This window comes from Luteimonas sp. 8-5, from assembly GCF_029763755.1.
In the GTDB taxonomy this organism is placed as follows: Bacteria; Pseudomonadota; Gammaproteobacteria; order Xanthomonadales; family Xanthomonadaceae; genus Cognatiluteimonas.
The window spans coordinates 18,021-29,247 of the sequence record NZ_JARUVM010000051.1 but is presented as its reverse complement, the minus strand read 5'-3'; the positions used below and the strand labels follow the sequence as shown (position 1 = coordinate 29,247).

Annotated in this window: 12 protein-coding genes; all 12 read left to right on the top strand. The window is 68.4% G+C overall.

The annotated features are described in order from the left end of the window. On the top strand, nt 1-157 hold a 157-nt coding region (locus tag QAA18_RS07165), incomplete at its 5' end, for a heme exporter protein CcmB (RefSeq protein WP_279412194.1). A 12-nt stretch (nt 158-169) separates the two neighbouring features. Continuing rightward, nucleotides 170-859: a TetR/AcrR family transcriptional regulator gene (locus QAA18_RS07155; protein ID WP_343226746.1), complete on the top strand. Its 690-nt coding sequence runs from the start codon at nt 170-172 to the stop codon at nt 857-859. A 45-nt stretch (nt 860-904) separates the two neighbouring features. After that, nucleotides 905-1,957, top strand: a complete 1,053-nt coding sequence (locus QAA18_RS07150; protein WP_279412190.1) for a DmsE family decaheme c-type cytochrome — start codon at nt 905-907, stop codon at nt 1,955-1,957. 25 nt (nt 1,958-1,982) lie between these two features. After that, nucleotides 1,983-4,517 carry an MtrB/PioB family outer membrane beta-barrel protein gene (locus QAA18_RS07145; RefSeq protein ID WP_279412188.1) on the top strand — a complete coding sequence of 845 codons (2,535 nt, stop codon included), beginning with the start codon at nt 1,983-1,985 and terminating at the stop codon, nt 4,515-4,517. Then, nucleotides 4,514-5,230 (top strand): c-type cytochrome, encoded by a 717-nt coding sequence (locus QAA18_RS07140; protein WP_279412186.1) that lies wholly within the window; start codon nt 4,514-4,516, stop codon nt 5,228-5,230. Before QAA18_RS07145 ends, QAA18_RS07140 begins: the two co-directional genes overlap by 4 nt. An 85-nt stretch (nt 5,231-5,315) precedes the next feature. Then, nucleotides 5,316-5,765 carry an azurin gene (gene azu / locus QAA18_RS07135; protein ID WP_279412185.1) on the top strand — a complete coding sequence of 150 codons (450 nt, stop codon included), beginning with the start codon at nt 5,316-5,318 and terminating at the stop codon, nt 5,763-5,765. Nucleotides 5,766-5,814: 49 nt separating this feature from the next. Next, nucleotides 5,815-6,564, top strand: coding sequence for a heme ABC transporter permease CcmC (gene ccmC, locus QAA18_RS07130; protein WP_279412192.1), 750 nt, complete (start codon nt 5,815-5,817; stop codon nt 6,562-6,564). Between the two features lie 163 nt (nt 6,565-6,727). Continuing rightward, nucleotides 6,728-7,213: a cytochrome c maturation protein CcmE gene (gene ccmE, locus QAA18_RS07125; protein WP_279412183.1), complete on the top strand. Its 486-nt coding sequence runs from the start codon at nt 6,728-6,730 to the stop codon at nt 7,211-7,213. Next, on the top strand, nt 7,213-9,144 hold the full coding sequence (locus QAA18_RS07120; RefSeq protein ID WP_279412182.1) for a heme lyase CcmF/NrfE family subunit: 1,932 nt from the start codon (nt 7,213-7,215) through the stop codon (nt 9,142-9,144). The genes ccmE and QAA18_RS07120 overlap by 1 nt, the downstream gene beginning before the upstream one ends. Further along, complete coding sequence (locus QAA18_RS07115; protein ID WP_279412180.1) at nt 9,141-9,695, top strand: DsbE family thiol:disulfide interchange protein; 555 nt, start codon at nt 9,141-9,143, stop codon at nt 9,693-9,695. Before QAA18_RS07120 ends, QAA18_RS07115 begins: the two co-directional genes overlap by 4 nt. Further along, nucleotides 9,692-10,159, top strand: coding sequence for a cytochrome c-type biogenesis protein CcmH (locus tag QAA18_RS07110; RefSeq protein WP_279412179.1), 468 nt, complete (start codon nt 9,692-9,694; stop codon nt 10,157-10,159). The genes QAA18_RS07115 and QAA18_RS07110 overlap by 4 nt, the downstream gene beginning before the upstream one ends. Beyond that, nucleotides 10,159-11,217, top strand: coding sequence for a tetratricopeptide repeat protein (locus tag QAA18_RS07105; RefSeq protein WP_279412177.1), 1,059 nt, complete (start codon nt 10,159-10,161; stop codon nt 11,215-11,217). The genes QAA18_RS07110 and QAA18_RS07105 overlap by 1 nt, the downstream gene beginning before the upstream one ends. Nucleotides 11,218-11,227 lie beyond the last annotated feature (10 nt).

The following is an 11,227-nucleotide window of genomic DNA, read 5'->3' as shown; positions in this document are numbered from 1 at the left end:
CGTGCCGGTGCTGGTGTTCGGCGCCGGCAGCGTGGCCGCGTCGACGCAAGGCCTGGATGCGACCGGCGGGCTGCTGCTGCTCGCCGCCGGGCTGGTCGCTGCACTGGCGCTGGCGCCGCTGGCGGCCGCCGCGGCGATCCGCATCGCGCTGGACTAGGTTGGGGGCGACATGTCCGACAAAAAGCCATCCGGCGTCCACGGCGCGCCACGAGGCAGGCGCGACGTCGAACTGGGCAAGCGCGGCGAGCTTCGGGCCCATCAGTTCCTCCAGTCCGCCACCGAGGTGTTCCTGGAGAAGGGTTACCGCAATGCGCGCCTGGCCGACATCGTGGCCCGGGCCGGCGGGTCGCTGGCCACGCTGTATCGCGTATTCGGTGACAAGGAAGGCCTGGTGCACGCGATCATGGATGAAAGCATCCGTTCCTTCGGCGAGGGTCTGGATCTCCTTCGCGACCCGGCCCTTCCACCGGAGCAGGCCCTGTACGCCGCGACCGAACGGATGGTCACCGAAATCCTGTCCCCGGCCCGCATCGTCTGCCACCGGATCGTCATTGCCGATGGACTCGACTTCCCGGCGTTGCGCGACTGGTTCTTCGACCACGGCATCGCTCCGGTCGAGGAACGGCTCACCGAGTACTTCGCCCGCGGCAAGGAGAGCGGCCGCCTCATCCTGGAGTCTCCCAGAATCGCCGCCGACCGCTTCTACATGATGGTTTTCGGCGGCACCATCCTGCGCAGCCTGAACGGCACGGTGTCTGCCGCAGACATCGGCCTGGTGCAGGCGCAGACCCGCGAGGCGGTCTCGATTTTCCTGCGCGGGGTCCTGCCGCGGCGCGACTTGACAGCGGACGAGGGCTGAACCACAGTGGCGTAACGGCGATTACATTCTGCTAAGGGGCAGGCAATGCGTGTATTCGTGGCGAGCTTGCTGGGCCTGGTGACGGCCGTCCTCGTGGCCGCCGGCCTGATGGCCCCCGTTTCGGTCGCCGCCCAGCAAGCCGACCGGTACAACCTGCCCGCCACCGACTTCGGCAGCACAGCCCCCATCTCGCCTCACGGATTCGGGCCCGCCCCGGGATTCGCCCACGCCCCGGTCCCCATCAATCCCGACAGCCCCGGCGCCCGCGCGGTCGGGCAACAGGTCTGCACGGCCTGCCACAGCCAGGAAGCGGACAACTTCGCCCACACCGTGCACTCGCTCGGCATGCAGGCAGCGCTGGCCGCGGATCCGGCCACGGCCACCTGCGAGGCCTGCCACGGGCCCGGTTCGCGCCATATCGAGGATCCCACCGCGAAGGGTTCGATCATCGCCTTCACCAAGGGGGGCGGCAGCACGGTGGAGACCCAGACGGGCAGTTGCCTGGGTTGCCATTCCGGCGGCCAGCGCGACCAGTGGACGGGTTCGGTGCACCAGCGCAACGACCTGAGCTGCAGCGACTGCCACAACCCGATGGCACGGTTCTCGACGGACGGACTGCTGGCGAAGCAATCGATCAGCGAGACCTGCGCCGGGTGCCATCGCGACATCCGCCAGCAGTTCAACCGCCGCTCGCACATGCCCTTGCCCGAAGGCCAGATGAGCTGCGTCGACTGCCACAACCCGCACGGCACCATCAACGCGACATTGCTCAAGACGGATACCGTCAACGAGACCTGCTACCAGTGCCACGCCGAGAAGCGCGGGCCGATGCTGTTCGAACACGCGCCGGTGCGCGAGAGCTGCCTCAACTGCCATACCCCGCACGGATCCAACCAGCACGCATTGCTGGTCGCGCCGATCCCGTTCCTGTGCCAGCAGTGCCATTCGCACGTGCGCCATCCCAATGACCTGCTCACCCGGACGTCGCTGCCCAACGGCATGGCAGCCGACGAGCGCCTGATGGGCCGCGGCTGCATTACCTGCCACGCCCAGATCCACGGTTCCAACCATCCCTCCGGCCCACGGATGCACAAGTAGCGACGACGCGCAGGGAGGTCACGAGATGAAGCCAGCTACCCGTCCCATCGCACGACTGCACCCGCTGTGGCTGGCCCTGCTCGGCGCGATGGCACTGCCGGCCATGGCCCAGGACAGCGGCGTCGGCGTGGACCTCCACTTCGGCAACGCCCTGGATCCGTCCGGCGCGATCTCGCGCGGTTGCGATGCAAACGGCATGAGCTGGCTGAGCGCCGAGCGCAAGCGCACTCCGAGCGGGCAGCTGTATCCCTGCGTTCCCGACTTCGGGCAATCGCGCGAACTCGCGAGTGGCTGGTTGTTTTCCGGCTCGTTCGGCCTGGGTTACATCGACATCAACGACGAGAACAACACCAACTGGCTGCGCTACAACGACTGGTCCGATGGCCTGATCGCCCGGCTCGCGCTGTCCTACATGCGCCCAGCCGACGGCAGCTACGCGGAACTGCGCGGCAGCCGGATCAACGCCGACAACCTGTACGTCAAGGGCGCGTGGGGCCGTGCCGGGCATTTCCGCCTGGAAGCCTTCGCCCGCAGCCAGCCCAATGTCACCAGCGGCGCGGCGCGATCGATCTGGGATGGCGTGGGCAGCAACTCCCTGACACTGCTGCCGGGCCTCACGCCTGGCGGCAGCACCGAGGCCGAAGTCGCCGCCGCATCGGCGGGCACCCCGCCTCAGGTACTGAAGGTCGTGCGCGACAAGTTCGGCGTGTCCGGTACCTACATGTTCAGCCGCCAGACCAGCGCCTACTTCAGCGCCAGCCATGAGAAGCGCGAAGGTGCGCGCCCGTTCGGCGGGCCCTTCTTCTTCGCCTTCATCTTCCCCGGCAGCGGCGGCGTCTACGAGACCCCGCGCCCCATCGACGACAGCACCTTCAACTTCAACGCCGGCCTGCGCCATGCGCGCGGCGAATGGAACTTCGACATCGGCTACAGCGGCTCGATGTTCCGCAATGGCGGCAGCAGCTTCGACTACGAAGTGCCGTTCGCGTTCCCGTCGGTGGTCCCGGGTTTCGACAACTTCCCGCTGACCATGGGCGAATTCGCCTACGAGCCGGAAAACGACTACCACAACATTCGCGGCACCGCGACGCGCAAGCTGAAGGACGGCGGCCAGTTCAGCATCACCGCGTCGTTCTCGCGCTCCAGCCAGGACGATGACCTGCTGCCGCCGATGAACTGCCCAGGCGGCCAGCAGTTCGGCCTGACCGCGCCTCCCTTCGCCTTCGACTGCAGCGACTGGAACACTACCGCGGCGCTGTCGCGGCCAAGCGCCGACCTGGCGATCGACAGCACCTTGGTCAACGCGCGGCTGGTCATGCGCCCCACCCACGCCGTCACCGTGCAAGGCAACGTCAAGTTCCACCGCCAGGACTACAAGGGCACCTACTCCGCCTACAACCCACTAACCGGCCAGTACGGCTACATCGCCGAGAACGGGGCCCAGGGCAGTTCGGTTCCCTTCGAGATGGGCGTCTGGGACCCGAACCTGTTCCCGAGCGTCATCACCCGGATCCGCAACCTGCCGCTGGACAAGGAGATCCTGGAGGCCAACGCCGCGGTCGACTGGCGCGTCAACCCCGAGAACACCCTGGGCGCGTCGCTGACGTTCACCCGCACCGATCGCACCCACCGCGAAGTCGCGCGCCAGGACGACATGTTGCTCAAGCTCACCTGGAGCAGCCGCGCGATCGACGACATGACGCTGCGCGCCAACTACTCGTACCTGGACCGCTCGGGCAGCGACTACGACTACGATCCCTACCACTTCACGTACTCGACGGACCTGCCCGGCTTCATCGACGACGGCACCGTCTGGCCCCACACCATCGCCGAACTGCGCAAGTACGACGTCGGCGACCGCAAACAGCACAAGGCAACGCTGATCGCCACGCTCGCCCTGCCAGGCAACCACTCGCTGTCGGGCACGCTGCGCGGCGACCGCAACGACTACGACGCCGAGTTCGGCCGACAGGACTACGACACCCTCGGCGCCAGCCTGTCGTGGGACTGGCAACCGGACGAACGCACCAGCGCCAACCTTTTCCTCGGTTACGACCGGTCGGAACTTGCCATCGCGAACATCAACGAACGCTCGAATTTCCGCAACGAGCCCGAGCTGGGTGGTGACAGCTACGCCGAAGCCGGCCGCTGGTGGGTGGACGACGAGCAGCGCAACTACTATGCGGGCAGCGAGTTCAAGCGCACCTTCGCCCGCGGCACGCTCGAGTTCGGCTGGAACCTGAGCGACTCGCGCGGCGACACCGGCTATCGCTTCAATTCGCCCGCGGCCCTCGCCTACCCCGCGCTGGCCAGCGCCGCGGGCGACGGCTTCGCACCGATGGTGCGCCGGGTCAACACCTTCCACCTGGCCTGGTCGATGCCGCTGACCAGTCGTATCGGCCTGCGCCTGTTCGATACCTACGAGACAGGCGAGTTGTCGGACTGGCACTACCTCGGATTCGACCAGGGCCTGGTGACGTGGAACCGCGTCTACCTCGACGCCGGTCCCTCGGATTACTCGGTGAACATGATCGGCGCGTTGCTGGAGGTGCAGCTGTGAGCCGGTTCGCGTGGGTGGGCCTGTTGTTGTTGCTCGTCGTCCCGGCAGCGCCGGTGCAGGCGCAGGACTATGTCGATCTGCGCCGGGTCACGCCGATCAGCGGCGATCCGGTACGCGGCGAATCGCGTTCGGAGTTGTGCGCCGCCTGTCATGGGCCGGCCGGGATCTCCGTCGTTCCGATCTACCCGGACATCGCCGGCCAGCGCGCCGACTACATGTACTGGCAGCTGGTGAAGTTCAAGGCCGGCGAAACGGTCATGGCCGCGATCGTGGCCGACCTCACCGACGAGGACATGCGCGACCTGGCCGTGTACTACGCCGGCCTGCCTGCAGCCGGCCCGGCGGCCGATCCTGCGGCGGAACCAACCGAAGCCGACCCACCCGCGGACCCCGCGGTGCTCGCCCGGGGCGAGCAGCTGTACCTGCATGGCGACCCGACGGCGGGCATTCCGCCTTGCCAGGCCTGCCATGGCGAGGACGCCCGCGGCCACCCGAAGGCCACCGAAGTCGATGCCGCCGGCTACACGCCTTACGCTGTCTATCCTTCCCTGCGCGGCCAGCGCGAGGCCTATCTCGTCTCCCGGATCGGTGAGTACCAGCAGGGCAAGCACGCCACCCTGACCTCGGGCCTGGTCATGAGCGGGGCAGCGCAGCACCTGGACCAGGCCAGCGTCCAGGCCCTTGCGACATGGCTGTCTTCGCTGCCGCGTTGACCTGGGTCAGCATGCGTTGGTCTTGAAACGGCTAAAATGTAGCCGAAGTTACACAAGCCACCCCCCTTCCCAAGGAGAAACACGAATGCTCCGCAAGATCCTGTTCGCCTCGGTCCTGATGCTCGGCGCACCGGCCGCCATGGCCGCGACCTGCTCGGCCGACATCGAAGGTAACGACATGATGAAGTACAACGTCGCGAACATCGACGTCAGCAAGAGCTGCAAGACCTTCACCATCAACCTCAAGCACACCGGCAAGCTGGCGAAGAACGTCATGGGCCACAACGTGGTCGTGGCGAAGACCGCCGACATGAAGGGCATCGACGCCGACGGGATCAAGGCCGGCCTTTCCTCCGACTACGTCAAGGCCGGCGACACCCGCGTCGTTGCCCATTCCAAGGTGGTCGGCGGCGGCGAAAGCACCTCGGTGTCGTTCCCGGTGTCCAAGCTGGCCGGTTCGGACCCGTATTCGTTCTTCTGCAGCTTCCCGGGTCATTCGGCGCTCATGAAGGGCACCATCACCCTGAAGCCCTGATTGCTTGGCCGCGGGGGACCGGGCGGGCGATAATCCACGGATGTCCACGATGAACCCGGTGCTCCGCTGGTTCCACCAGCTCGGTTCGCCCCCCTACTTCGACCGGTTCGCCGCCCGCTGGGCGCCATGGGGCCATGGCCTGGGCATCCTGGTAATGGCCTGGGGCGTCTACGGCGCGCTGTTCCAGGTGCCGGCGGACTACCAGCAGGGCGACAGCTTCCGCATCCTCTACATCCACGTGCCTTCGGCGTGGATGAGCATGGCCGTGTTCGGGCTGATGGCGCTGTACGCGGCCATCGCCCTGGTGTGGCGTATCAAGCTCTGCGAGATCCTGGCGATGGCCTGCGCGCCGATCGGTGCCGGCTTCACCGTGATCACCCTGGCCACCGGCTCGATCTGGGGCAAGCCGATGTGGGGCACGTGGTGGGACTGGGATCCGCGCCTGACCACCGAACTGGTGCTGCTGTTCCTGTACCTGGGCGTGATCGGCCTGTACCACGCCATCGACGACCGCCGCGCCGCCGCGCGCGCCGCCGGCCTGCTGGCGGTGGTGGGCGTGGTGATGCTGCCGATCATCCGTTACTCGGTGGTGTGGTGGAACTCGCTCCACCAGGGCCAGACCATCAGCCTGCTCGGCGAATCGAAGATGGACGCCAGCATGCTGCCGCCGCTGCTGTGGATGCTGCTGGGCACCAAGCTGTGGTTCGCCGGCTCGCTGCTGGCACGCGCCCGCGCCGACAACCTGCAGCGCGAGGCGGGCAAGGACTGGGTGCGCAGGCTGCTGGAGGCAGGCCGATGAGCTACCGCGAGTACGTCATCGCGGCCTACGCCGTGTTTGCGGCCGTGCTGGCCTGGGATTACATCGCCGCGCGCCTGGACATCGCCCGGCAGTTGCGCGCCGCAAGGCGCCTGGCCGCACGCCGCGACTCGCGCGCGGCGGCCGACATGAGGGAGCTGCAACGATGAACCCAACACGCCGCCGCCGGCTGTGGTTCGTGGCCGCGGTGCTCGCGGCCTCGACCGTGGTTGCGGTGCTGATCGCTATGGCGCTGCAGCACAACGTTGCCTACCTCTACACGCCGGCCGAGATCCTCGACGGCCGCGCGGGCGATGCCGTCGCTTCGGGCGAGTCCCGCTTCCGCCTGGGCGGCATGGTCGCCGACGGTTCCTTCCGCCGCGAACCCGGTTCGATGGAAGCGCATTTCAGCGTCACCGACGGCGATGCGCAGATGCCTGTGGTGTATTCGGGCATCCTCCCCGACCTGTTCCGCGAGAACCAGGCCGTGGTCGCCACCGGCCGCATGCGCAGCGACGGCGTGTTCGTGGCCGAGCAGGTCCTGGCCAAGCACGACGAGACCTACGTGCCCAAGGAAGTCGCCGACAAGATGGGGCTCGCCCACAAGAAGCACGGCGTTGAAACGCCGGAACCTCCCGCGGGCAACCCCTAGTGCTGCCCGAGCTCGGCCACGTTGCGCTGCTGCTGGCGCTGCTGTTCTCCGCCCTGCAGGGCATCACCGGCCTGGCGGGCGCGCATCGCGGCAAGGAATCCTGGATGGCCGTGGCGCGCCCCGCGGCGCTGGCCCAGCTGGTGCTGGTGCTGGTCGCCTACCTGGCATTGACCGTCGCGTTCGTGCTGCAGGATTTCTCGGTCAAGTACGTGGCCGACAACTCCAACTCGCTGTTGCCGCTGGTCTATCGCTACACCGCCGTCTGGGGCGCGCACGAAGGCTCGCTGCTGCTGTGGTCGCTGATGCTGGCGGCATGGAATGCCGCGGTCGCGCTGTGGTCCGATCGGCTGCCGGCCACGGTCAACGCGCGCGTGCTCGGCGTCATCGGCCTGGTCGGGGTTGGCTTCCTGTCGTTCATGCTGTTCACGTCCAACCCGTTCGAGCGGCTGCTGCCCGGCGCGGCCGAAGGCCACGACCTGAATCCGCTGCTGCAGGATCCGGGGATGATCATCCATCCGCCGATGCTCTACATCGGCTACATCGGATTCGTGGTGCCGTTCGCGTTCGCCATCGCGGCACTGCTCGAAGGCCGCATCGACCAGCGCTGGCTGCGCTGGACGCGGCCCTGGACCAACGTCGCCTGGGGCTTCCTGACGATGGGCATCGCCATCGGCAGCTGGTGGGCCTATTACGAGCTCGGTTGGGGCGGCTGGTGGTTCTGGGACCCGGTGGAGAACGCCAGCTTCATGCCGTGGCTGGTCGGTGCCGCGCTGCTGCATTCGCAAGCGGTCACCGAGAAGCGCGGCAGCTTCAACAGCTGGACGATGCTGCTGGCGATCGCCGCATTCTCGCTGTCGCTGCTGGGGGCATTCCTGGTCCGTTCCGGCGTGCTGACCAGCGTGCATTCGTTCGCCGCCGACCCGGCGCGCGGGCTGTTCATCCTCGCCTTCCTCGGCATCGTCATCGGCGGTGCGCTCACGCTCTACGTGCTGCGCGCGCCGAAGCTCGAGGACGGCAAGCCGTTCGCGGCGACTTCGCGCGAGACCCTGCTGCTGGTCAACAACCTGTTGCTGGCTTCGGCGTGCGCGATGGTGCTGCTGGGCACGCTGTACCCGCTGCTTGCGGACGCGCTGGACCTGGGCAAGGTCTCGGTGGGCCCGCCTTACTTCGGCACGCTTTTCCTGCTGCTGATGGCGCCGCTCGTGCTGCTGGTTCCGTTCGGCCCGCTGACGCGCTGGCAGTCCGAACAGGCCTCGCGGCCGCTGGCGATGCTCGCGCCGTGGTTCGCATTCGCCCTGGTGCTGGGCGTGGTCGCGTGGTTCATGGCGCCGCAGGGTCCGTGGAAGACCGCGTTCGGCGTGTTCGGCGCGACGTGGGTCGCGCTGGGCACGCTGCGCTTTGCCTGGACGCGACTGAAACCCGGCAGCGGCCGCTACACCGCCGAGATGCTGGGCATGACCCTCGGCCACGTCGGCATCGCGGTGTTCGTGGTTGGCGCGATGCTGGTCGAAGCCCAGAACGTGTTGCGCGAAGTGCCGATGGCGCCCGGCCAGGCCCAGGAGATCGGCCGTTACGCGTTCCGCTTCGACGGCGTCGAACGCGTGCAGGGGCCCAATTACATCGCCGACCGCGGCCACGTGCAGGTGTTCCGCGACGGCAAGCCGCTGGAACTGCTGCACCCCGAGAAACGCGCCTATGCCAGCGGCGGCCAGGTGATGACCGACGCCGGCATCCACGCCGGCGTACGCGCTGACATCTTCGTCGCCCTGGGCGAATCGCTGGGCGGGGACACCTGGGCCGTGCGCCTGCACGTCAAGCCGTTCGTGCGCTGGATCTGGACAGGCGCGCTGCTGATGGCGCTGGGCGGTTTCGTAACCGCCGCCGACCGGCGCTTCCGCCAGGTGCCGCGCTCACAGGAGCCGGGGCGATGAACGGCCGCCGCCTAGCCGCCATCGTCATCGTCGCCGGGTTCGCCGGCCTGCTCGCGCTGCTGCTCTACGGCGTGCGCCAGTCCGATCGCCCCGACCGCGAGGCGCTTCCCTCGCCGCTGATCGGCCGCGCCGCGCCGCAGTTCACCCTGCCGCTGTTGCACGAACCGGAGCGCCAGGTCGCCTCGACCGAATTGCTGGGCCAGCCCTACCTGCTCAACGTCTGGGGCAGCTGGTGTCCGGCCTGCCGCGAGGAACACCCGGTGCTGTCGCGCTACGCCGCGACCGGACGGGTCCGCATCGTCGGCTACAACTGGAAGGACGAGCGCGAGGATGCCTTGCGCTGGCTGCAGCAGTTCGGCGATCCGTATTCGATGATCCTGGTCGACTACGAAGGCCGGGCCGCCATCGACTGGGGCATCTACGGCGCACCGGAAACCTTCCTCATCGATGCCGCCGGCATCGTCCGCTGGAAGCATGTCGGCCCGCTGAGCGACGAGATCATCGAACGCGAACTGTCGCCACTGGTCGTGGCACTGGGGCGCGCGCAATGAAGCTCCGCCTCCTTGCCTGCCTGCTGCTTGCCGGCTCCGCGCTGCTGGCTGCTGCACCCGCCGCCGCCCAGGCCGTTGGCGACCGCGCCCCGCTGGAGTTCCGCGACCGCGCCGAGGAACAGCGCTTCCACCATCTCACCAGCGAACTGCGCTGCGTGATGTGCCAGAACCAGTCGCTGGCCGATTCCAACGCCCCGATCGCCCACGACCTGCGCCGCGAGGTGTTCGACCTGATGCGCGAGGGCCGCACCGACGCCGAGATCAAGGACTTCCTGGTCGGCCGCTACGGCGAGTTCGTGTTGTACCGGCCGCAACTGGAAGGCGACACCTTGCTGCTGTGGCTCGGCCCGCCGTTGCTGTTGCTGCTGGGCGGGCTGGTGATCGCGCGCATCGTGCGCTCGCGCGCCGCCCGTGCCCGCGACCGCGGCGGCCGCGTGCCCGAAGACGACGACCAGGAGTGGTGATGGAACCTGCCTTGTCGCCTGCCTTGTTCCTCGTGGCCGTCGCCCTGGCAGGCGCCGTGCTGGCCGCCGCCGTGGCCTGGCCGCTGCGCGGCGACGCCCCGCGCGCCTGGATCGCCACCGTGGTCCTGGTGCCGCTGCTGGCCGTCGGCCTGTACCAACTGGTCGGCACGCCGGCGGCACTCGATCCAGCCACGCGCGCACCAGTGCCGACCGCTGCCGACGGTTCCACCGATCCGGCCGTGTTCGCCGCGGCGGTGGCGCAGCTGCGTGCCGAACTCGAACGCAATCCCGACCAACCAGAGGGCTGGCCGCTGCTCGCGCGCGCACTGGCTGCGCAAGGCGACTTCATCGGCGCCCGCGATGCCTTCGCCAAGGCCGTGGAACTGGTCCCGGACAATCCCGACCTGCTGGTCGAAGCCGCCCAGGCCAGCGCGCAGGCACGCCCCGACAACCTGTTCGACGACGCCGCGCTTGCGCAGCTGCAACGTGCGGTGCAGTTGCAACCCGGCAACCAGCGCGCGCTCTGGTTCATCGGCGTGGCGCAACGCCAGCGCGGCCAGGACGCCGAAGCGGCGAAGACCTGGGAACCGCTGCTGTCGCAGGTCGACGCGCGTACCGCCGCCAGCCTGCGCGTGCAGATCGCCGCCGCACGCGAGGCCGCCGGCCTGCCGCCCATGGCCGAATCCGAACCGGCAACCGGTGCAGGCACCAACGGCCTGCGGGTGAAGGTCTCGCTGGATCCCGACTTCGCCGCACGCGTGCGGCTGCGTGGAGACGCCGTGGTATTCGTGACTGCCCGCGCCGCCGGCGGCCCACCGATGCCCGTGGCCGCCGAGCGCCACACCCTGCAGGAGCTGCCGCTGGACATCGTCCTGGACGACGGCGACAGCCTGATGCCGACGCAGAAGCTCTCGGCGATGGAGGCGGTGGAAGTCTCCGCACGGCTCTCGGCCGGCGGCACCGCCGACCGCCAGGAAGGCGATGTGGAGTCCGCCACGGTCGCGGTGCGGCTGCCTTCCAGCCAGGTCGTCGAACTGGTGATCGGCAGCGCCCGCTAGACTTGGCGGC

Coding starts and splice junctions, on each gene's coding strand:
- QAA18_RS07145 (WP_279412188.1), top strand. CDS start 1,983: ATGAAGCCAGCTACCCGTCCCATCGCACGACTGCACCCGCTGTGGCTG.
- QAA18_RS07110 (WP_279412179.1), top strand. CDS start 9,692: ATGAAGCTCCGCCTCCTTGCCTGCCTGCTGCTTGCCGGCTCCGCGCTG.
- QAA18_RS07155 (WP_343226746.1), top strand. CDS start 170: ATGTCCGACAAAAAGCCATCCGGCGTCCACGGCGCGCCACGAGGCAGG.
- ccmC (WP_279412192.1), top strand. CDS start 5,815: ATGAACCCGGTGCTCCGCTGGTTCCACCAGCTCGGTTCGCCCCCCTAC.
- QAA18_RS07115 (WP_279412180.1), top strand. CDS start 9,141: ATGAACGGCCGCCGCCTAGCCGCCATCGTCATCGTCGCCGGGTTCGCC.
- QAA18_RS07150 (WP_279412190.1), top strand. CDS start 905: ATGCGTGTATTCGTGGCGAGCTTGCTGGGCCTGGTGACGGCCGTCCTC.
- azu (WP_279412185.1), top strand. CDS start 5,316: ATGCTCCGCAAGATCCTGTTCGCCTCGGTCCTGATGCTCGGCGCACCG.
- QAA18_RS07105 (WP_279412177.1), top strand. CDS start 10,159: ATGGAACCTGCCTTGTCGCCTGCCTTGTTCCTCGTGGCCGTCGCCCTG.
- ccmE (WP_279412183.1), top strand. CDS start 6,728: ATGAACCCAACACGCCGCCGCCGGCTGTGGTTCGTGGCCGCGGTGCTC.